Origin of the sequence: uncultured Nocardioides sp. (assembly GCF_947488025.1) — a bacterium.
Classification (GTDB): Bacteria; Actinomycetota; Actinomycetes; order Propionibacteriales; family Nocardioidaceae; genus Nocardioides.
In genome coordinates, this window is record NZ_CANKYS010000009.1 from 130505 (window position 1) to 150067 (window position 19563).

The 19563-nt window shown below is 72.9% G+C and carries 24 protein-coding genes; 13 read left to right on the forward strand and 11 right to left on the reverse strand.

Features of this window, described 5'->3' with window-relative positions; translation table 11 throughout:
• Positions 1-18: 18 nt before the first annotated feature.
• From Q1B24_RS15430 to Q1B24_RS15445, 4 genes are all read right to left on the reverse strand, one after another.
• Positions 19-945, reverse strand: coding sequence for a hypothetical protein (locus tag Q1B24_RS15430; protein WP_299930541.1), 927 nt, complete (start codon positions 943-945; stop codon positions 19-21).
• 157 nt (positions 946-1102) lie between these two features.
• A complete protein-coding gene (locus Q1B24_RS15435) occupies positions 1103-2251 on the reverse strand; it encodes a GNAT family N-acetyltransferase (protein WP_299930544.1) in 1149 nt (382 codons plus the stop codon).
• Entirely contained in the window at positions 2233-2838 is a 606-nt protein-coding gene (locus tag Q1B24_RS15440) for a TMEM165/GDT1 family protein (RefSeq protein ID WP_299930546.1), read from the reverse strand. The genes Q1B24_RS15435 and Q1B24_RS15440 overlap by 19 nt, the downstream gene beginning before the upstream one ends.
• Positions 2839-2871: 33 nt before the next feature.
• Positions 2872-3708, reverse strand: a complete 837-nt coding sequence (locus tag Q1B24_RS15445) for a prephenate dehydratase (RefSeq protein WP_299930549.1) — start codon at positions 3706-3708, stop codon at positions 2872-2874.
• 69 nt (positions 3709-3777) lie between these two features.
• Between Q1B24_RS15445 and Q1B24_RS15450 the strand changes: the two genes are divergently transcribed.
• Positions 3778-4170, forward strand: a complete 393-nt coding sequence (locus Q1B24_RS15450; protein ID WP_299930552.1) for a DUF4446 family protein — start codon at positions 3778-3780, stop codon at positions 4168-4170.
• 17 nt (positions 4171-4187) lie between these two features.
• On the opposite strand, the gene Q1B24_RS15455 is transcribed toward Q1B24_RS15450, so the two are convergent.
• Positions 4188-5762 carry a YegS/Rv2252/BmrU family lipid kinase gene (locus Q1B24_RS15455; RefSeq protein ID WP_299930555.1) on the reverse strand — a complete coding sequence of 525 codons (1575 nt, stop codon included), beginning with the start codon at positions 5760-5762 and terminating at the stop codon, positions 4188-4190.
• A gap of 60 nt (positions 5763-5822) precedes the next feature.
• On the opposite strand from Q1B24_RS15455, the gene serS reads away from it, so the two are divergent.
• Genes serS through Q1B24_RS15485 form a run of 6 tightly spaced genes read left to right on the forward strand, consistent with a single transcriptional unit; the run spans position 5823 to position 10207 of the window.
• Complete coding sequence (serS, locus tag Q1B24_RS15460) at positions 5823-7091, forward strand: serine--tRNA ligase (protein ID WP_299930558.1); 1269 nt, start codon at positions 5823-5825, stop codon at positions 7089-7091.
• Positions 7084-7920 (forward strand): HAD family hydrolase, encoded by an 837-nt coding sequence (locus tag Q1B24_RS15465; protein ID WP_299930560.1) that lies wholly within the window; start codon positions 7084-7086, stop codon positions 7918-7920. The genes serS and Q1B24_RS15465 overlap by 8 nt, the downstream gene beginning before the upstream one ends.
• A gap of 3 nt (positions 7921-7923) precedes the next feature.
• Complete coding sequence (locus tag Q1B24_RS15470) at positions 7924-8244, forward strand: DUF1905 domain-containing protein (protein ID WP_299930563.1); 321 nt, start codon at positions 7924-7926, stop codon at positions 8242-8244.
• Entirely contained in the window at positions 8241-9059 is an 819-nt protein-coding gene (locus Q1B24_RS15475) for an HAD family hydrolase (protein ID WP_299930566.1), read from the forward strand. The genes Q1B24_RS15470 and Q1B24_RS15475 overlap by 4 nt, the downstream gene beginning before the upstream one ends.
• A 10-nt stretch (positions 9060-9069) precedes the next feature.
• On the forward strand, positions 9070-9648 hold the full coding sequence (locus Q1B24_RS15480) for a hypothetical protein (protein ID WP_299930569.1): 579 nt from the start codon (positions 9070-9072) through the stop codon (positions 9646-9648).
• Position 9649: 1 nt separating this feature from the next.
• Positions 9650-10207, forward strand: coding sequence for a hypothetical protein (locus Q1B24_RS15485; RefSeq protein ID WP_299930572.1), 558 nt, complete (start codon positions 9650-9652; stop codon positions 10205-10207).
• 4 nt (positions 10208-10211) lie between these two features.
• Here Q1B24_RS15485 and Q1B24_RS15490 read toward each other — a convergent pair whose 3' ends face one another.
• From Q1B24_RS15490 to Q1B24_RS15505, 4 genes are all read right to left on the reverse strand, one after another.
• Complete coding sequence (locus Q1B24_RS15490; RefSeq protein ID WP_299930837.1) at positions 10212-10742, reverse strand: bacterial proteasome activator family protein; 531 nt, start codon at positions 10740-10742, stop codon at positions 10212-10214.
• 266 nt (positions 10743-11008) lie between these two features.
• Positions 11009-11977 (reverse strand): NAD(P)H-quinone oxidoreductase, encoded by a 969-nt coding sequence (locus tag Q1B24_RS15495; RefSeq protein WP_299930574.1) that lies wholly within the window; start codon positions 11975-11977, stop codon positions 11009-11011.
• Between the two features lie 4 nt (positions 11978-11981).
• The gene (locus Q1B24_RS15500) at positions 11982-12305 is read right to left on the reverse strand and encodes a DUF6457 domain-containing protein (RefSeq protein ID WP_172257512.1); all 324 of its coding nucleotides are present in this window, start codon (positions 12303-12305) and stop codon (positions 11982-11984) included.
• Between the two features lie 47 nt (positions 12306-12352).
• Entirely contained in the window at positions 12353-12940 is a 588-nt protein-coding gene (locus tag Q1B24_RS15505) for an NTP transferase domain-containing protein (RefSeq protein ID WP_299930582.1), read from the reverse strand.
• Between the two features lie 31 nt (positions 12941-12971).
• Between Q1B24_RS15505 and Q1B24_RS15510 the strand changes: the two genes are divergently transcribed.
• Genes Q1B24_RS15510 through Q1B24_RS15530 form a run of 5 tightly spaced genes read left to right on the forward strand, consistent with a single transcriptional unit; the run spans position 12972 to position 16977 of the window.
• Positions 12972-13745, forward strand: coding sequence for a carbon-nitrogen hydrolase family protein (locus Q1B24_RS15510; protein ID WP_299930585.1), 774 nt, complete (start codon positions 12972-12974; stop codon positions 13743-13745).
• A gap of 11 nt (positions 13746-13756) precedes the next feature.
• Complete coding sequence (locus Q1B24_RS15515; protein ID WP_299930588.1) at positions 13757-15022, forward strand: hypothetical protein; 1266 nt, start codon at positions 13757-13759, stop codon at positions 15020-15022.
• Positions 15023-15071: 49 nt separating this feature from the next.
• Positions 15072-15299 carry a biotin/lipoyl-binding carrier protein gene (locus Q1B24_RS15520; protein WP_299930591.1) on the forward strand — a complete coding sequence of 76 codons (228 nt, stop codon included), beginning with the start codon at positions 15072-15074 and terminating at the stop codon, positions 15297-15299.
• Between the two features lie 12 nt (positions 15300-15311).
• Positions 15312-15956 carry a Pr6Pr family membrane protein gene (locus Q1B24_RS15525; RefSeq protein ID WP_299930594.1) on the forward strand — a complete coding sequence of 215 codons (645 nt, stop codon included), beginning with the start codon at positions 15312-15314 and terminating at the stop codon, positions 15954-15956.
• Positions 15957-15966: 10 nt separating this feature from the next.
• On the forward strand, positions 15967-16977 hold the full coding sequence (locus Q1B24_RS15530; RefSeq protein ID WP_299930597.1) for an aldo/keto reductase family protein: 1011 nt from the start codon (positions 15967-15969) through the stop codon (positions 16975-16977).
• 240 nt (positions 16978-17217) lie between these two features.
• Here Q1B24_RS15530 and Q1B24_RS15535 read toward each other — a convergent pair whose 3' ends face one another.
• On the reverse strand, positions 17218-17844 hold the full coding sequence (locus Q1B24_RS15535) for a vitamin K epoxide reductase family protein (RefSeq protein WP_299930600.1): 627 nt from the start codon (positions 17842-17844) through the stop codon (positions 17218-17220).
• A gap of 292 nt (positions 17845-18136) precedes the next feature.
• Between Q1B24_RS15535 and Q1B24_RS15540 the strand changes: the two genes are divergently transcribed.
• Positions 18137-18766 carry a hypothetical protein gene (locus Q1B24_RS15540; RefSeq protein WP_299930603.1) on the forward strand — a complete coding sequence of 210 codons (630 nt, stop codon included), beginning with the start codon at positions 18137-18139 and terminating at the stop codon, positions 18764-18766.
• Here Q1B24_RS15540 and Q1B24_RS15545 read toward each other — a convergent pair.
• Positions 18759-19400, reverse strand: coding sequence for a DUF305 domain-containing protein (locus tag Q1B24_RS15545; protein ID WP_299930606.1), 642 nt, complete (start codon positions 19398-19400; stop codon positions 18759-18761). The two genes, Q1B24_RS15540 and Q1B24_RS15545, sit on opposite strands and share 8 nt — an antisense overlap.
• Positions 19401-19563 lie beyond the last annotated feature (163 nt).

Below are 19563 nucleotides of genomic sequence, written 5' to 3' on the forward strand. Positions count from 1 at the left end.
CAGATCCGCCGCACGTGCTCACGCGGCGTCGGCGTGGCTCGGGAAGTGGGGCCGCCAGCCGTCTCCCAGGCGGAGGGGTACGCCGGGCAGGCCGCGGGCGAGGAGCACGCGGTGGATGCGGCGGAGGGTGTGATCAGGTGTGGCGTAGATGCCGGAGCTGATGACGGGCAGCAGTCGCCAGTGCGAGTCGTCGACCGCGTCGCGGCGCTCGAGATCGGCCTCCCACGCCCCCGGGACGAGCACATGGAGCTTGCCGTTGAACTCGACCGCGACCTTGATCGACGGGTAGCTCAGGTCGTACTTGCGGATCACGTCGCCCACCTCGTCGCGCACCTTGAGGTTGACCACCGGCTCGGGCAGTCCGGCAAGCACGATGAGCATGCGCAGCCGCGTCTCCATCGGTGAGTCGACCTCACGCCGGACGAAGGCGGCCGCCCGTGCCGCCGATGAGGAGGCCTTGTGCCGGACCTCTGCACAGAACCGGACCAGGGCCTCGGGCGTGACGAGCCGTCGCCGGACCATCGCGTCCCCGAGGACGACGAGGTCGACCAGCGTCAGCCGCTCCGCCATCTCGACGAACAGCATCAGCGGCTCGGTCACCCGTACGCCGTCGACCACGCGGGTGGCGGTGTGCCGACCGACGTGGACCTTCACGCCTCGGTGCCGGCGGCGGAGTCCCGCCCGGGGGACGCTCACGTGCTCGTCGCCGATCGTCGGGATCGGGAGGTCGTACACCCGAGCTGCCGAGGCATGGCTCGCCCACGCCACGCCGTCGTACGGCACCAGGGCGGCCCGGGCGCGGACACGGGGCGTGACGACCGTCGTCTCGGCGACGTAGGTGCCCGGCAGCACCAGCCGGTAGCCCGGCCGGCGCAGCTCCTTGGCGCTCACGCCAGCCGCGAGTGCGGTGCCACGCTGGAAGGGTCTCCTCGGGTCGAAGTCCATCCCCGGATGGTGCCCGGATCTCGGCGCGGACCGCGGGCGTCATCCACAGCACCGCGCGCGGCGGTTCTGGCCCCGCAAACGCCGATCTGAGGGCCACATCCGCCGCACGTGCGACGGCTTGGCGGCGGCAGCTGGGGCCGGACCCGACCGCGGGCGGTCAGCCCAGCGCCCGCCACTCCTCGCGGAGGAGGGCGTACTCGTAGGAGCCGGTCCAGGCGCCCTTGGACCAGAAGTCCCCGAGACGGTGCACCTCGCGGCGCATGCCGAGGCGCTCGCAGAGGGCGGCGGAGCGGTCGTTGCGGGCGTCGAGGTTGGCGACGACCCGCCGGAGGCCGAAGTGCTCGAAGCCGAGGCGCAGCACGGCGCGGGCGGCCTCGGTGGCGTACCCGCGGCCGCCGAGCCCCGGGAGGATCGTCCAGCCGATCTCGCCCTCGGTGAGGCCGGTGCCCTGGAGGTGCAGCATCGAGTCTCCGACCACGGTGCCGTCGTGGGTGGCGACGACGAGGCCGATGAACGTGCCGTCGCCGGGGTCCATGCGCCGCCGGACCATCTCGCCGACCTCGGCACGGTTCATCGGCCGGCTCAGCAGCAGGCTGGTCCACTCCTCCGAGGCCCACCCCACGGCGAACGCGTCGGCGTCGGCGGGCTCGAAGGGACGCAGCACGAGACGTTCGGTGTGCAGCGGCCAGACCGGCGGGACGGGGGTGAGGAACTCCGCGCGCGGGGCGTCGACCCACCTCTCCCGGACCGTGGGGCCACCGAAGCGGAGCCGGTCGTACGCCGTCATCGGCAGTAGGAGCGCGTCGAGCCCGGGCACGGCCAGCACGCCGTCGACGGCCTGGCCGAGCAGGCCGCGACCGACCGGGTCGTGCGGGTCGCGGCGCAGGACCTCGACCGCCGCCGACGCCTCGGCGACGCGCGCGGTCTTCATCCGGATCCGGATCGGCGTCACCTCGCGCAGGCAGACGTACTGCCCGGACAGGTAGTGACCCCACTCGTCCTCACCGGTGGCCGGGTCGTCGGCCCAGAACGCGAGGAACCAGTCGCGCAGCCGGTCGACACCACCGGCGAGCTCGGCGAGGGCACCGTGGTCGGCGGGCACCATCGGCGTCCCGTCACCGAGCACGTACGACGGCAGCGGCAGGCGACCGGCCAGCATCTGCTCCATCGCCGCGGGCGTGGCCGCGACGAAGTGCTCGCGGACGTAGGCGTCGTCCTCGTCGGTCATCGGGTGGTCCCCGTTGACGGCGACGAAGCGGTCCCGGACAGCTGCGACCAGCGGGTCGCTCAGCGCGTCATCTCCCACACCGTCAAGGCTGCCATGAGCACGCAGACGGCCGCACCCACGTAGTGCAGCACCGAGAGCCGCACCCGCTGGAGGAGCAACCGGCCGACGATGACCGCGAGGCCGGAGACCGCCAGCAGCGCACCCCAGGCGCCGAGGAAGACCGACACCGGGTCGTCGTACTTGGCGACGAGCGAGATCGTCAGCAGCTGCGAGAGGTCGCCCCACTCGGCGGCGAAGAGGACCAGGAAGGACGTCACGACGACCTTGAACCCGTGGGCGCCCGAGTCGGCCCTGGCGGCGTACTCGTCCTCCTGGGCGCCCTCGTCGGCGTCGGCGGTGCGCGCGGCCCGGAAGAGGATGATCGCGCCGATCACGAACATCAGTGCGGCGACGGTGTGGATCAGCTGCTCCGGCAGGAACGACGCGGCCTTGCCGATGCCGACCGCGACCCCGGTCTGCACGAGGAAGGCGAGCGCGACGCCGATCCACACGAACAGCGGGCGCATCTTGGTCGACATCACCAGCGTGGCGATGAAGGTCTTGTCGGGCAGCTCGACGACGAAGATGGCTCCGAAGGCGAGCGCCACCACCAGGGGATCGATCACCGGGGGAGTGTGTCAGCCGCTCGGCGCGACCAGCTATTCGGCACGGAAGGCATCGGCGGGGTAGACGCCGAGCACCTTGACCTCGGTGGTGAAGAACGCCAGCTCCTCCAGCGCGTTGCGCACCCCCGGGTCGTCGGGGTGGCCGTCGACCTCGGCCAGGAACTGGGTGGCGGTGAAGTGGCCCCCGACCATGTAGCTCTCCAGCTTGGTCATGTTGACGCCGTTGGTCGCGAAGCCGCCGAGTGCCTTGTAGAGCGCGGCCGGGAGGTTGCGCACGTTGAAGATGAACGTCGTCACGACCGGTCCGTTGCCGGACGGCGCCTGCTCGAAGTCGCGCGAGAGGACCACGAAGCGCGTGGTGTTGTGGTCCTCGTCCTCGATCTCCTCGCGCAGCACCTGCAGGCCGTAGATCTCCGCGGCCAGCGGGGGCGCGATCGCGGCCTGGGTCGGGTCACCGGACTCCGCGACCTCGCGGGCGGCCCCCGCGGTGTCGCCGGCCACGACGGGCGTGAGGCCGAGCTCGCGGATCACCCCGCGGCACTGGCCGAGCGCGTGGACGTGGCTGTGCACGGTGCGCAACGACTCGATGCTCGCCTCCGGCAAGGCCATCAGGGAGAACTGGATGCGCAAAAACCGCTCGCCCACGATGTGCAGGTCGGAGGTCGGCAGGAAGTGGTGGATGTCGGCCACCCGGCCGGCGATCGAGTTGTCGATCGGGATCATCGCGAGGTCGGCCTCGCCCGTCTCCACGGCGGCGAAGGCGTCCTCGAACGACGCGCACGCGAGCGGCTCCCAGTCGGGATAGGCCTGCTGGCACACCAGGTGGGAGTTGGCGCCGGGTTCTCCCTGGTAGGCGATGCGACGGGTCACGTCGGCGAGTGTGTCACCTCCGGGGGTGTCCGACGGGCCGTGACCGCCCCCCGAACATAGGGTCAGCGCATGCTCGATGTCGTCGCCGTCGTCCTCGCCGCCGTTGCCTGCGCGCTCGCCGCGCTCGCCCTCCGTCGTACGACGACCCGCACCGGTGGGGAAGGCGTCGACGCGCTGCCCGAGGACGTGCACGGCCTGCGGCAGGAGGTCGCTGCCCTCAAGGCGGAGAGCGCCGACGCGCTGCGGCACCTGTCGGTGGTGCGCTACGACGCGTTCGGCGACGTCGGCGGCCACCTCAGCTGGAGCCTCGCCGTGCTCGACGACGCCGGCCACGGGGTCGTGCTGACCTCGATCCACGGCCGCAGCGAGGCCCGCACCTACGCCAAGTCGATCTCCTCCTGGTCGTGCGAGCAGCAGCTCTCGCCCGAGGAGGAGGAGGCGATCGAGCACGCCCGTCCCTGAGGCGTTGCAGCAGAGGTTCAGCGTGGCACGCGCACCAGCAGGCGGCCGTGGATGCACTCCATCCGGAGCTCGCGGCCCTCGCCGATGGAGTCGCCGTCGAGCTGGCGGGGGGTGTCGGTGGCGGCCGTGATCCGGACCCGCGAGCCGGTGCGCCGGTCGATCAGCTCGTCGACGGTCTGGCTCTTCGCGAGCACCCGCACGGCGAGGGGGATCCACGACAGGAACTTGCGGGGGTGCAGGATCACCACGTCGAGCACGCCGTCGTCGATGGTGGCGTCGGGCAGCAGCGGCATGCCGGCCTGGAGGAAGCCGACGTTGCCGACGAGGACCGTGCGGGCCCGGTGGATGGTGGGCTCGTCGTCGTCGATCTGGATCTCGACCCGGACCGCCGGGAACATCAGCGACTTCAGGCCCGAGATGACGTAGGCGACCCAGCCGATCTTCTTCTTGATGTCCTCGTTGACGCCCTCCATGATCGCGGCGTCGAAGCCCATCCCGGCCATCACCATGAAGTGGGTGTCCTCGATGCCGTCGCCGCCGACCTCGACCATGTCGATGGCCCGGTCCTGGCCGTTGAGCGCGATGTCGACCGCGGAGCGGATGTAGAGCGGGATGCCGAGGTTGCGGGCGAGGAGGTTGCCCGTGCCGGCCGGGACGATGCCCACCGGGATGCCGGTGCCGGCGAGCTCGGCGCACACCTCGCGCACGGTGCCGTCGCCGCCGCAGACGATGACCAGGTCGGCCCCGGCGACGGCGGCGCGCTCGGCCATGCCGGTGCCGGGGTCCTCGACGGTCGTGTACTGCCAGGCCGGCTCGGACCAGCCGGACTCCTGGGCCATCCCGGCGACGAGGGAGCGGAACTGGCCGACGTCCTCGACCTTGATGGGGTTGAGGATCACCGCCAGCCGCTTCTCCGAGGCGTAGACCTCCGGCAGCGGCTCGCTCTTCGTCGCGATCGAGCGCGGCCGCGGGTCGATGAAGGCCAGCGCGAGCAGGAAGACCGCGAGGCCCAGCAGCAGGCCGCCGATGACGTCGCTGGGGAAGTGCCGTCCCAGGAGCACGCGGTCCAGCGCCACGACGAGCCACCACGCGACGACGGCGGCGATGCCGAGGCGGCGCAGCGACGTACGGCGTACGAACAGGGCGAGCAGCATGACGAGGAGCGCCGCGAAGGCTGCCGTGGACGACGCGTGGCCCGAGGGGAAGCTGAAGTTTGCGTGCAGGCCGAGGGTGTCCTGCCAGTCCGGGCGGTCGCGGCCGAGCCAGTGCTTCAGGCCCGTGGTCGCGAGCGAGGTCACCAGCATCACCACGACGACCAGGAGTGCCGCCCAGCGGTGGCGTCGCAGGAGCAGCCAGAGCGCCAGCAGGACGGTGAGGACGGTCATCCCGATCGTCCCGAAGGCGACCTCCACGAACCGCAGGACGTCGATGAGCAGCGCCTGGTCGTCGGCCCAGTCCTCGAGGCGGCGGCCCTCCACGTCGAAGGTGTCGAGCGGAGCCCGGTCACGGGTCACGAAGAAGCCGAGGACCGCGAACAGGGCTGCCGCGAGGGCTGCCCCACCGAGGGCGCGGTTGCGAGAGGCGGGAGTCACCCGCGAAGTATGCCCACACCGGACGGGCCTCCCCACGCCCGGACGGATAGCCTTTCACTTGTGATCGATCCCCGCCTGCTCCGTGACGACCCCGACCGCGTGCGCGCCGCCCAGGCCAAGCGCGGGCTGTCCGACGACGTGGTGGACCGGGCGCTGGCGGCCGACTCCGCTCGGCGGAAGGCGATCGCCGACTTCGAGGCCAAGCGGTCGGAGCAGAAGGCCAGCGGTGCGCTCGTCGCGAAGGCGCAGGGCGAGGAGAAGCAGGCCCTGCTCGCGCAGGTCAAGGACCTCGCCGCGAGCGTCAAGCAGGCCGAGGCCGCGCGCAACGCCGCCGAGGCGGAGTGGGACGAGGCCGTCAAGGCGATCCCCAACCCGGCCGCCGACGAGGCGCCTGCCGGCGGCGAGGACGACTTCGTCGTGCTCGAGCACGTCGGCACGCCGCGGGAGTTCGACTTCGAGCCGCGCGACCACATCGAGCTCGGCAGGATGCTCGGGGCCATCGACCTCGAGCGCGGCGCCAAGGTCAGCGGCTCGCGCTTCTACTTCCTCACCGGCATCGGGGCTCAGCTCGAGCTCGCGCTGGTCAGCATGGCGATGGACCAGGCCCGCAACGCCGGCTTCACGCAGGTCATCGCCCCGTCGCTGGTCAAGCCGCGGGCCATGGAGGGCACCGGCTTCCTCGGCCAGGCCGCCGACGACGTCTACCGGATCGAGGGCGAGGACCTCTACCTCGTCGGCACGAGCGAGGTCGCGATGGCGGCCTACCACTCCGACGAGATCCTCGACGCCGCCTCGCTGCCGCGTCGCTACGCCGCCTTCAGCCCGTGCTTCCGCAAGGAGGCCGGCAGCCACGGCAAGGACACCAAGGGCATCATCCGCGTGCACTGGTTCGACAAGGTGGAGATGTTCGTCCACACGACGGTCGAGGAGTCCTACGCCGAGCACGAGCGGCTGCTGGCGTGGGAGAAGGAGTTCCTCGACAAGCTGGGTCTCGCCTACCGCGTCATCGACGTCGCCGCTGGCGACCTCGGGCTGAGCGCGCAGCGCAAGTTCGACTGCGAGGCGTGGATCCCGACGCAGGGCAAGTACCGCGAGCTCACCTCGACCTCCAACTGCACCGACTTCCAGGCGCGCCGCCTCGACATCCGCACCCGCGACGAGAAGGGCCAGACCGTCCCGGTCGCGACCCTCAACGGCACCCTCACCGCGATCACGCGCACCATCGTGGCGATCCTGGAGACCCACCAGAACGAGGACGGCTCGGTCACCGTGCCGGAGGCGCTGCGCCCCTACCTCGGCGGCCTGGAAGTGATGAAACCCCTTGGCTGACTGGACTCCCCGTGTCGTCGCGCTCGACATCGACGGCACGCTGCTCAAGTGGGTCGACGGGCAGACCGAGGACTACGAGACCATCACGCCCGAGGTCTACGACGCCGTGCACCGCGCGCTCGACGCCGGCGCCCACATCGTGCTGGCCAGCGGCCGCTCGCCGCACGGCATGACGACCATCGCCGACCTGCTCGACATCCCGCGCGAGGAAGCCGACCAGCTGTGGGTCGTGGCGTCCAACGGTGCCGTCGTCTTCCGCTACCCGCCCATGGAGGTCGTCCACGAGGAGACCTTCGACGCCGCCCCGGCCGTCGCCGCGGTGCTGGAGCACCACCCGCACGCGCTGGTCGCGGTCGAGGAGCGCGAGGTCGGCGGCTACCGCGTCAACCGGGTCTTCCCCGAGGGTGAGCTGTCGGGTGAGCAGGTGATCACCCACGTCGATGACATCGTCGGCGAGCCGGTCAGCCGTGTGATCGTCCGCGACCCCGAGGCGACCGCCGACGACTTCATCGAGCTGGCGGCCAGGCTCGGCCTGCACGGCACCGACTACGTCGTCGGCTGGACCGCGTGGCTCGACCTCTCCCCGGTCGGGGTCTCGAAGGCGTCGGGCCTGCAGCACGTCTGCGACAAGGTGGGGCTGTCCGCGGCCGACGTGCTCGCGATCGGCGACGGGCGCAACGACATCGAGATGCTCCGCTGGGCCGGTCGCGGCGTGGCGATGGGGCAGGCCGTCGACGAGGTCAAGGCGGCGGCCGACGACGTCACCGCCACCGTCCACGACGAGGGCGCCGCGGTCGAGATGACGCGCTGGTTCCCGCGGGGCACCTGAGGCGTGGACGAGGGCGTCACCTTCACCGCCGAGCTGTGGCGGTGGACCGCGCGCAAGGCGTCCACCGACGCGGGCGCGTGGTGCTTCGTGACCCTGCCGGTCGACCTCGCCGACGAGATCCGCGAGCGCGCCGGCGAACCGCGCGGCTTCGGCTCGGTGCGGGTGCGCGCCCGGGTCGGATCGACCACCTGGGACACCAGCGTCTTCCCCGACGCCGGCTCCGGCAGCTTCGTGCTCCCGGTCAAGAAGGCGGTGCGCACGGCCGCGGGCGTGACCGAGGGCGACCTGCTGACCGTCACCCTGTCCGTCCGGGACGGCTCGTGACGGCGCCTCGGCTGGTCGCCACCGACCTCGACGGCACGCTGCTCGGCTCCGAGGGGCGGGTCTCGGCACGCACCCGCGCGGTCCTCGACGAGCTCGACGCCACCGGCGTACCCGTCGTCTTCACCACAGGTCGTCCGATCCGCTGGATGGAGGAGCTGTGGGAGGCCGTCGGCGGGCACGGGCTCGCGATCTGCAGCAACGGGGGGATCGTGTACGACGTCGCGCGCCGGGAGGTGCGCACCGCCCGGACCATCCCGGCCGAGGTGCTGCTCGAGGTCGCGGCGCGGCTGCGCGCCGACCTGCCCGGCACCGTCTTCGCACTCGAGAAGACCACCGGGTTCGCGAAGGAGCCCGACTTCATGCCACGGCTGGCGGTCAACCTCACGCCCGACGTGCCGACCGCTCCGCTGGAGGAGCTCGTCGACGGCGACGTGGTCAAGCTGCTCGCCCGCCACGAGGACCACGAGCCCGAGCCCTACTGGGAGCTCGTGGCCGGCGCCCTCGGCGAGCAGGTCGTCACCACCTGGTCGTCGGTGGGCACGCTCGTGGAGATCAGCGCGGCCGGCGTGACCAAGGCGTCCACGCTGGCCACCGTCGCGGCCGGCATGGGGCTCGGGCCCGCCGACGTGGTGGCCTTCGGCGACATGCCCAACGACCTGCCGATGCTGGAGTGGGCGGGAACGTCCTACGCGATGGCCAACGCCCACCCGACGGTGCGCGAGCTGGCCGACCACCTCGCGCCCCACCACGACGAGGACGGGGTGGCCACGGTGCTCGCCGACCTCTTCGGCCTCTCCTCCGGCCTCCCTCGCTAGGCTGCCCGCCATGATCCACGCCGCCCGACTCGCTGCCGCACTGCTCCTCGCGTGCCTCGGCCTCGTGGTGACGGTCCAGGCCCCGGCCGCCGCAGCCGACTGCACCTGCCGCAACCGGACCGGCGGGCTCGAGCAGCAGGTCCAGCGCGCCGACGCCGTCTTCATCGGCACCGTCGACAACGTGGAGGTCGCCGGCAACGACCACACCTACGACGTCACCGCCTCGCGGGCCTACCAGGGCACGCCGGAGCGCTCCACCCAGGTGTTCTCGGCCGGTGGGAAGAACGCCTGCGGCCTCGGCGAGCTGGCCGTCGGCACGTCCTACGTCTTCATCGCGACCGGCACCGGCGCCCCCTTCGAGGCCGACAGCTGCAGCGGCACCAGCGAGGCCAACCCGACCAAGGTCGCCAAGATCGAGGCGCTCCTCGGCGAGGGCACCTCGGTCGAGCCGCCCCCGCCCCCGACCGCCCAGCGCACGCTGGTGGAGGACTCGCCACCCGCCGGGTTCGCCCGCGCGGCGGCACCCGGCGCGGCGGCCGCGATCATCGGCCTCCTCGGCCTCGTCGTCGTACGCCGCCTCGCGCGCTGACGTGGTCGCCCGCCTGTTCGCCGTCCTGGCGGTGCTCGCGGGTGGGCTGGTGCTGGGGTCGGCGGCCCCGGCCGCGGCGTGCAGCTGCGTCCGCCTGTCGCCGCAGCAGTACGCCGACCGGGCCGACGTGGCCTTCGTCGGGACCGCGACGAGCGAGCGGGCGGCGGACGGGGCGCTGGTCTACCGCTTCACCGTCGACACCGTGCACGCCGGGCGGGTGAGCCGCACCCAGGACGTCGTCGCGCCGCGGACCGGCGGCACGTGCGACCAGCGGCTGCCGCTCGATCGCGATCTGCTCGTGCTGGCCAGCGTCGATGCGCGCGGTCGGCTGTCACTTCAGGACTGCCAGGACGCCGGATGGGACGCCGAGGGCGCCTTCGCCGGCAAGCTGACCGCGGTCCTCGGCCCGGGGACCCCGCCGCTGCCCGGTCGGTCGGAGGTCGAGGCCGAGGGCACCGCCATGCCGGACCTGCTGTGGTCCGCCCTGGCGATCGGCGTCGTCGGCGCGCTCGGCCTGGTCGTCGTACGACGCCTCGCGCGCTCGTCTGGTCGGGGCTGAGGCCTCAGAGGTACATGCCGCCGCGGCTGCCGGCCGAGTCGTCCGGCTCACCGCTGCCCGGCATCGTCGGCATGCCGGTGGGCTGGTGCGGACCCTGGGCGGGGTGCCCGCCGTGCCCGGCCGGGAGCGCGCGGCGCATCTGCTCGAGCTGAGCCCGTGAGGCCATCTGCTGGGCGTAGATCGCGGTCTGGATGCCGTGGAAGAGGCCTTCGAGCCAGCCGACGAGCTGGGCCTGGGCGATCCGCAGCTCGCCCTCGGACGGGGTGCCGTCCTCGGTGAACGGCAGCGACAGCCGCTCGAGCTCCTCGACCAGCTCGGGCGCGAGACCGGTCTCGAGCTCCTTGATCGACGCGGCGTGGATGTCCTTGAGCCGGTTGCGGCTGGCCTCGTCGAGCGGCGCGGCCTTCACCTCCTCGAGGAGCTGGCGGATCATGCTGCCGATCCGCATCACCTTGGCCGGCTGCTCGACCAGCTCGGTGATGTGGCGCTCGCCGTCGCCGTCCTCGTCGTCTCCGGCACCCGCCACCTGGGTCATCGCCGGGAGTGCGCTCGCCGGGATGGTGCCGATGGGCTGGCCGTCGGGGCCGAGGACCACGACCTGGTCCTCGTCCGCCCCCTGGCCGCTGGGGCCGCCGGTGGGCTCGGGCTGCTGCTGCTCGGTCATGGCCGCCACCCTAGTCCGGCGCCCCGAAGTCCACCTGGGCCCCGGCCGGCGCCCGTTCGGAGCGGTGCGTGGCGCAGGTTCCGGGGACCGAGAACGTGCCTCACCCACCGCTCGAGGAGCGCGACAGAGGGAGTACGTCAGAGGGTGAGGACGATCTTGCCCGCGCGCCCGCCGTCGTCCATCAGCTGGTGGGCGCGGGCGACCTCGTCGAGGGGGAGGGTGGTCTCGACGATCGGGCGGACCCGGCCGGCGGTGACGAGCGGCCAGACGTTCTCCACGACCTCGCAGCAGATCTTGGCCTTCTCGACGAGGGGTCGGGAGCGGAGCGAGGTCGCCGTGACCGAGGCGCGCTTGCGGAGCAGGGCGTTGATGTCGAGCTCGCCCTTCGAGCCGCCCTGCATCCCGATGATGACGAGGCGGCCGCCGGCGGCGAGGGCGGTGACGTTGCGGCCGAGGTACTTCGCGCCCATGTTGTCGAGGATGACGTCGGCGCCCCCGGCCTCGGTGAGCACCTCGACGAAGTCCTCGTCGCGATAGCTGATCGCCCGGGTCGCGCCGAGCGAGCGGCACAGCTCGAGGGTCTCCGCGGAACCGGCGGTGGTGTAGACCTCGGCGCCGCGGGCGGCCGCGAGCTGGATGGCCATCGTGCCGATGCCGCCACCGCCGCCGTGGACGAGGAACCGCTCCCCCCGGTCGAGGTGGGCGGTCATGAAGACGTTGGACCAGACCGTCGCGGCGACCTCGGGCAGGCAGGCCGCCTCGACGAGGGAGACGCCGGCCGGGACGGGCATGACCTGGCCGACCGGCACCGCCACGCGCTCGGCGTACCCGCCGCCGGCGAGCAGGGCGCAGACCTCGTCGCCGACCTTCCAGCCCTCGACCCCCTCGCCGAGCTCGGCGATCCGGCCGCTGCACTCGAGGCCCAGGACCTCCGAGGCCCCGGGCGGCGGTGGGTAGAAGCCCTGCCGCTGCAGGGTGTCGGCCCGGTTGACGGCCGTGGCGGCGACGTCGAGGAGGACCTCGCCGACGCCGGGGCGCGGGTCGTCGACCTCGCCGACGGACAGCACGTCGGGGCCACCGGCCCCGCTGGTGACGGCAGCGCGCACGCGATCAGTCCTCGTAGAGGTCGCTGGAGTGGTCGACCGAGGAGTCGTCGGGGACCTCGTCGTCGACGTCGTCGGGGTCGGGCGCGTCCGCGGGCCGGTCCCAGCTCTCCGCGAGCTGCTGCGCGCGGGCGGCGAGGCGTTCGACCTGCTCCGGGTTCGCGTCGCTCGCGCCGGCAGCGAAGCCGAGCAGGTAGGCGGTGATGGGCGCTGCGGTCTTCTGCACGTTCTGCGCGGCCACGCGGGCGAGGTCGAGGACCAGGCCTTCGTCGACCTCGGTCTCGACGTCGAGCACGTCGGCGAGCTCGTCGATCCAGTCGTGGAGGTTCACGAGCCCAATGTCTCGCACCCCACCCGGGTGCGGCAAGGGAGCCGCGCTCAGCCGCGCAGGTCGCGCAGGTCGGACCAGGTGTCGACGTCGACGGCCTCCTCGCCGCTCGCCGCGACCCCGGCGAGGTCGAGGGGTGCGAGCAGGCGGTGCAGCGCCATCCCGTGCTGCGCCTCCCGCCCGGGTCGTACGACGTCCAGCCGGGCCGTGTCGAGCACCCCGGCCAGCTGCCGTCGTCCGTCGCCGTCGACGAGGAACGCCCCGTCCCGGCCGGCCGCCGCCTCGCGCAGGCGCCGCATCGTCGCCGCGGTCACACGCGGCATGTCGACCGCCAGCACGCCGACCAGGTGCGGCACCCGCAGCAGGGTGTCGACCCCGGTGAGCAGCCCGGCGACCGGGCCACCGCGGGGCGGGTCCTCGACGACGAAGGTCACCGGCCGGGCGGTCCGCACGGTGTCCGGTCCCACGACCACGACCTCGTCGGCGTCGACGAACGCGTCGACGGCGTGGTCCAGCAGGGACCGGCCGGCCAGCTCGACCGACGCCTTGTCGACCCCGTCCATCCGTGCGGCCGTGCCGCCCGCCAGCACCACGCCAGCGAACCCGCCGGTCGCGGGCGAGGGGTGGTGAGGGTTCATCCCCTCATCCTCGCAGTCCTACGCTGGGGCCATGTCCGACCGGCCCGACCAGCTGCGCGTGCGCGTCCACCAGTGGGCGAGCGCGCTCGACCCCGACGCCAACCGCGCCCGCCTCGCCGAGGTCGAGCCGGGCGCCGACCTGGTCGTCCTGCCCGAGGCCTTCGCCCGCGACTTCGGCCAGGCCGGGTCCGACGTCAGCGCCTTCGCGGAGCCGGTCGACGGGCCGTTCGCCCGCGAGGTCGCCCGCGTCGCCGAGGCGACGTCGTCCACCGTGGTGGCCGGGATGTTCGAGGTCGCGGACGACCCGGCCCGGCCCTTCAACACCCTCGTCGCCGGCGGTGCCCACCCGGCGACGTACCGCAAGATCCACCTCTACGACTCCTTCGGCTACCGCGAGTCCGACCGCCTCACCGGCGGTGGGATCGAGCCGGTGGTCGTCGAGGTGGCGGGCTGGCAGGTCGGTCTGATGACCTGCTACGACCTGCGCTTCCCCGAGCTCGCGCGCCGCTTGGTCGACGCCGGGGCGGAGGTCCTCGTGGTGCCGGCGGCGTGGCTCCCCGGTGACCGCAAGGTCGCGCACTGGCGCACGCTGCTCACCGCCCGGGCCATCGAGAACACCTGCTTCGTCGTCGGCGCGGGGCAGCCCGAGCCCCGCTACGTCGGTCACTCCGCCGTGATCGGCCCGCTGGGCGACGTCCTCGCCGAGGCCGACGGCCGCGAACAGGTCCTCGACGCGGTCCTCGACCGCGCCGACCTCGACGAGGCCCGCCGCACCAATCCGTCGCTCGCCAATCGTCGGCTGTAACCTCCTCGGTCGTGCCTTCCCCCACCTCCGACAGCCCCCGCGGGTCCTCCCGCGGCAAACGGGCTGCCGAGCGGCCGCCCTCGCGGCTGCGGCGGACCCGGAAGGCCGAGCCCGCGAGCGTGGCCGCGCCACCACCGGCCGCACCGCCGGCGCCCCCGCCGCCCACGGTGACGTCGGAACCCGCCGAGCCGGCGCCGGAGGCACCACCCGCTCCGGCCCCCGCGGCCCCGGCGTCGACCGCCCCCGCCGGGACGGGGACGACCCTCCATGACGGCCCGCGGCGCTCCCTGCTCGCCTTCTGGTTCGGCGTGCTGGTCCTCGGCACCGCCGCCCTCGGCTGGTCGGCGGTGAGCGGCGCGCTCACCGACGTCGCGGCCGTGGGCGAGGCCGGTGCCGCGCCCGGGTGGCTCGACGGGGCGGGTGCGGTCGCCGTGATCACCTCCCTGTCGTGGCTGCTGGCGACCCGGACTGCCGGCCGCGCACTCGTGTCCGCGGGCCTCGCGCTCGTCCTCGGCGTCGCCAGCCTGCTGGTCGGCGGCCGTGTGCTGCCCACGGGCGCCGCGGTGATGACCTGCGTGGTCGGCAGCGTGTACGCCGTCATGGTGACGGTCCCGGCCATCACCGGGCTGAAGGCGGTCCGTGAGGCGCTGATTGCGGCCCTCGTCGCGGCGGTCGCGGCCTTCGCGGCCGTCGGCTTCGAGCCCACCGTCGCGACCGAGCGGTTCGAGATCGTCGCCCTGCTCCTCGCCCTCGCCCTCGTGCTGGCGATCGTCTACCGCCTCGGCGCCGGCCTCCACGGCCTCGGCCGACGCGGGATGATCGTCGTCGCCATCGGCCTCGGCGTCCTCTTCGCGACCCTGGCGTACGCCGAGCTGCTGCGGCGCTACGGAGCCCAGAGCTTCGTCTCCTCGGTCCTCGACTTCGCCGACTGGACCTCGGCCCGCATCGGCGCGTTCCCGCGCCCGCTGGTGGTGCTGCTCGGCATCCCGGCGCTGGTGTGGGGCACCCACGTCCGCGCGCGCCGGCGCCAGGGCTGGTGGTTCTGCGCCTTCGGCGTCGCCGCCACCGTCCCGCTCGCGACGGGGCTCGTCTCCCCGGACACCTCCTACCTCGAGGCCGGCCTGCGCGCGGCGTACTCCCTGGTCCTCGGCCTGGTCCTCGGCTGGCTGGTGATCCGTGCCGACCTCGCCCTGACGGGGCCGAAGGGTCGCGGCGGGCGCCGCGCCGAGGAGGCCGGGCCGCACCGTCCCGAGCCGCGCCGCTTCGCGGAGCTCTGAGTCCCGCTCGATCCGTGCGTACGCCCGGGTAACCGCTAGCGTCGACGCCATGGCCCGCCCCACCTCCCTCGAGATCGTCTCCGAGCTGGTCGCCAACGTCCTCACCATCGAGGTCGCCGAGGGCGACCGCGTCGAGGCCGGCGACACCGTCGTGCTGCTGGAGTCGATGAAGATGGAGATCCCGATGCTCGCCGAGCGCGGCGGCACCGTCACCGCGATCAAGGTGACCGCGGGCGACGTGGTGCAGGACGGCGACGTCCTCGTCGTCCTCGACTGAGCTCGCCTCGCGATGACCCCGGAGCGCGCCCGGGCGTCGCACCTGGTGGTGGCCGCCGTCGCGTGGGCGGCGCTGGTGCTGCAGCTCGTGCTGGTCCTCAGGGGCACGGTGATCCTCGTCGAGGAGGACCCGCCGGGGCTGCCGGCCCGGATCTACCGCTTCTTCGCCTACTTCACGATCCAGAGCAACCTCCTCGTCGCGATCACCTCGACGGTGCTGGCCCGCGACCCGTTCCTGGACCGCCCCGGTTGGCGCGTGGCCCGGCTCGCGGGGGTGGTCGGGATCACGGTCACCGGGCTGGTGCACGTCGTCCTGCTCCGTCCCCTGCTCGACCTGGACGGCGCCGACTGGGTCGCCGACAAGCTGCTGCACGTCGTCGTGCCGGTCCTCGCCGCCGCGGCCTGGGCCTGGGTGGGACCCCGTCCGCGGGTCGACACCCGCGACACGGCGTACGCCCTCGCCTGGCCGGTGGCGTGGCTCGCCTGGACGATCGCGGTCGGGCAGGTCGACGGGTGGGTGCCCTATCCGTTCCTCGACCCCGACGAGGGCGGATGGGGCGCGGTCGCGCTCGCGTGCGGCGCGATCACGGCGCTGTTCGTCGCGCTCTTCGCGCTGGTCCACTGGCTCGACCGGAGGCTGCCACCGGCGCCTCGCTAGTGTCGGAGAAATGGAATTCCGATACCTCGGCAACAGCGGACTGAAGATCTCCGAGATCACCTACGGCAACTGGCTCACCCACGGCTCCCAGGTCGAGAACGACGTCGCCACGCAGTGCGTGCGTGCCGCGCTCGACGAGGGCATCTCGACCTTCGACACCGCGGACGTCTACGCCAACACCGCGGCGGAGACCGTCCTCGGTGAGGCCCTGAAGGGTGAGCGCCGGGAGTCGCTCGAGATCTTCACGAAGGTCTACTGGCCGACCGGCCCGAAGGGCAAGAACGACACCGGCCTGTCGCGCAAGCACGTCATGGAGTCGATCGACGGATCGCTGCAGCGCCTCCAGACCGGTTACGTCGACCTCTACCAGGCGCACCGCTACGACGTGGAGACCCCGCTCGAGGAGACGATGCAGGCCTTCGCCGACATCGTCCGGCAGGGCAAGGCTCTCTACATCGGCGTCAGCGAGTGGACCGCCGACCAGATCCGCGCCGGCGTGGAGCTCTCGAAGGGGCTCGGCTTCCAGCTGATCTCGAGCCAGCCGCAGTACTCCATGCTCTGGCGCGTCATCGAGGACGAGGTCGTGCCGACCTCGCGTGAGCTCGGCGTCTCGCAGATCGTGTGGAGCCCCATCGCCCAGGGCGTGCTCACCGGCAAGTACAAGCCCGGCGCCGAGCCGCCGGCCGGCTCGCGCGCGACCGACACCAAGGGCGGCGCCGACATGATCTCGCGCTTCATGCGTGACGAGGTGCTGACCGCGGTGCAGGACCTCGAGCCCGTCGCGAAGGACTGCGGCCTGACCATGGCCCAGCTCGCCATTGCCTGGGTGCTGCAGAACGACAACGTCGCGGCCGCCCTCGTCGGCGCCTCCCGCCCCGAGCAGGTCGCCGACAACGTCAAGGCCGCCGGCGTGAAGCTCGACGCAGACGTGATGTCCCGCATCGACGACGCGCTCGGCTCCGTCGTCGTACGCGACCCGGCGAAGACCGCAGAGGGAATGCCGAAGACCCGCGTGGTCTGAGCCCCCCAGCCCCGCCTTCGTCCCGGTAACGGGTCCGTATGTGCACTCCCGCCCCCACCAGTGGGGGCGGGAGCGTCACTGTCGGCCCGTTACCGGGACTGCCCGCGCACCCGGGACCGGTGGGAGAAGGCGGCTGCCGCGGCGCTGGTGACGACCAGGGCTGACCGCGGCTCGTCCACGCGCCGACCGCACGTGCGGCGGAGATGGCCCCGGAACCGTGGATCCAGGCACGCCCGGTCCTCAGAGGAGCGAGGACCAGTAGGACCAGAAGCGCTCGAGGATGAGCAGCACGACCACGAGGAAGGTGCCGAACACCAGCGGCCCCCGCCAGTCGCGCAGGCCGTCCGCGAGTCGACCGTCCGGGGCAGCGCCGAGCGCCCCCGCGGCGACGTTGCGCGCGGTGACGTACCAGAACAGCGGGATCACCACCGCCCACACGACCATGCAGTAGGGGCACAGGGCGCCGATGCGGTAGAGACTCTGGAAGGCGAGCCAGCACACGAACGCGAAGGCCACCGTGACACCGGCCTGCAGGCCGCGCCAGTACCACGGCGCCAACCGGCCCCCGGCGAGCAGCGCGGCACCGGTCGCGATGACCACCGGGAAGGCCGCCACGCCGATGATCGGGTTGGGGAAGCCCAGGAGGGCGGCCTGCGCGGACTCCATTACGTTGCCGCAGCTGAGGACCGGGTTGATGCTGCACGTCGGCACGTAGTCGCTGTCCTCGGCGAGGCGGACGCGCTCGATGAGCAGGACCGCCGAGGCGACGAGGCCGACCAGGCCACCGACCAGCAGCCCGATCGCGAGCGGTCGCTCCTGCGGCTCGCCCACGGTGGTGGGCGCGTCGACGGTGAGAGGGGTGCTCATGCGGGGCGGTCTCCTCGGGGCAGGTCGGGTCGGTCCCATCCTCCGGCATCGGCCAACCGCGGCGGGCGCCGGGTTTGACCCGGCATCGCCGTCGGTCGATACGGACCGACGACGATGGGCTGAGTGATGGCGCCGTGCTGCGCGAAGGCGAAGGCATCGAGCACGCGACGTTGCAGGTGGAGGCGCTGCCCGCGCAGGAGTGCCACGCAGCCACGTGGTGAGCGCACCGGAGGGTGCTGACACACTGGGGCCGGACGCCCGATCGTCGTGGCGCTCGATGATGGGGGACCGGGTGACCGAGGCGGCAACGACAACGATCGAGCACCCGTTGACGCCGACGCTGGCCAAGACGGCCAACGTCCTCGCCAAGGCAGCCCTGCTGCTGCTCCTGCTCTTCGCGGTCCTGCACCCCGACCAGGCCAACCTGCGCGACAAGGCCGCCGGCATGCGCGCCATCGGCTACCCGCTGATGGCCTTCACCGTGCCGGTCCTGTGGTGGGCGCTGTGGCGCGACCGCATCTCGTTCCCCTGGCTGCCCGACCTGCTCATCACGATCACCTGCTTCACCGACATCCTCGGCAACCGGATGGACCTCTACGACACGGTCGTGTGGTTCGACGACTGGATGCACGTCATGAACACCGGACTGCTCGCCGCGGCGTTCGTCCTGCTCACCCTGCCCCGCGAGGTGGGGTTCGGGCGCGTCCTCGAGCGCGCCCTCGCCTTCGGGGCCACCGCCGCGATCGCGTGGGAGGTCGGGGAGTACTTCGCCTTCATCAGCCGCTCGACCGAGCGCGAGTTCGCCTACGCCGACACGCTGGGCGACCTGTCCCTCGGCACCGCCGGAGCCGTGCTGGCCGCCGTCGTGCTGCACCGCGCCTGGCGCCGCGGTCACCTGCTCGACCCGCGACCGCTCACCTGAGCCCGGCCGGGCAGCCCGGCCACGCGCCCGCGCCCGACCGTGCCCGCATCCACCGGATCTCGCGCATCTGGTCGGTCCGGATCGTGCGGGCCAGGTCGGCGACCTCTTCATGCTCCTCGAGGCCACGCACCAGCAGCTGCTGCGACATCATCACTGCGGCCATGTGGTGGCCGATCATGTCCTCGAGGAAGGCCTGGTCGAGCTCCTCGCCGGTGAGGTCCGTGAGGTCCCGCATCATCGGCTCGTAGGTCGACTCCGCCGGCTCGCCGGCGTACCAGCGCTCCAGCCACCCCTCCATGAGGCGGATCTGGGCGGACTGGTCAGCCACGATCCGCCGCCCGAAGGCCCGCATCGCAGGCTCCTCCGACCGGCTGAGCTCACCCGCCGCGGCCACGGCCTCCTGGTGGTGGGCGATCATCTCGCGCAGCCAGGCCGCCTCGTCCGCCGCCCGGACGCCGCCCATGGGGCCGCCCATTCCTCCGCCGATCCCTCCGGCCATCCCTCCGGCCATCCCTCCGGCCATGCCACTGTGGCCCCATCGAGGATGGTCGTCCTGTTGGGCCAGGACCGCCCCGGACGCACCCAGGGCCACGAGCGCCAGCGCGGCGACCACCACGACGATCATGCGTCTCATGGCGCCACCTCCCTCACCTCCTCCGATGGTCGCGCGACGGGGAGCCGTGCGGCAGGGCCGAAGGACCCCTTGCCCGGGTGCGGGCGCCGGCGACGCCCCGGCCCAGGCGTCGCTCGGGCGGGTGAGCGGCCGGCACCGTCGGCGCGTGGAGGTGGCTGACAGG

Coding starts and splice junctions, on each gene's coding strand:
- Q1B24_RS15430 (WP_299930541.1), bottom strand. CDS start 945: ATGGACTTCGACCCGAGGAGACCCTTCCAGCGTGGCACCGCACTCGCG.
- Q1B24_RS15450 (WP_299930552.1), top strand. CDS start 3,778: ATGCTCGATGTCGTCGCCGTCGTCCTCGCCGCCGTTGCCTGCGCGCTC.
- Q1B24_RS15480 (WP_299930569.1), top strand. CDS start 9,070: ATGATCCACGCCGCCCGACTCGCTGCCGCACTGCTCCTCGCGTGCCTC.
- Q1B24_RS15490 (WP_299930837.1), bottom strand. CDS start 10,742: ATGACCCAGGTGGCGGGTGCCGGAGACGACGAGGACGGCGACGGCGAG.
- Q1B24_RS15505 (WP_299930582.1), bottom strand. CDS start 12,940: ATGAACCCTCACCACCCCTCGCCCGCGACCGGCGGGTTCGCTGGCGTG.
- Q1B24_RS15510 (WP_299930585.1), top strand. CDS start 12,972: ATGTCCGACCGGCCCGACCAGCTGCGCGTGCGCGTCCACCAGTGGGCG.
- Q1B24_RS15520 (WP_299930591.1), top strand. CDS start 15,072: ATGGCCCGCCCCACCTCCCTCGAGATCGTCTCCGAGCTGGTCGCCAAC.
- Q1B24_RS15525 (WP_299930594.1), top strand. CDS start 15,312: ATGACCCCGGAGCGCGCCCGGGCGTCGCACCTGGTGGTGGCCGCCGTC.
- Q1B24_RS15530 (WP_299930597.1), top strand. CDS start 15,967: ATGGAATTCCGATACCTCGGCAACAGCGGACTGAAGATCTCCGAGATC.
- Q1B24_RS15535 (WP_299930600.1), bottom strand. CDS start 17,844: ATGAGCACCCCTCTCACCGTCGACGCGCCCACCACCGTGGGCGAGCCG.
- Q1B24_RS15545 (WP_299930606.1), bottom strand. CDS start 19,400: ATGAGACGCATGATCGTCGTGGTGGTCGCCGCGCTGGCGCTCGTGGCC.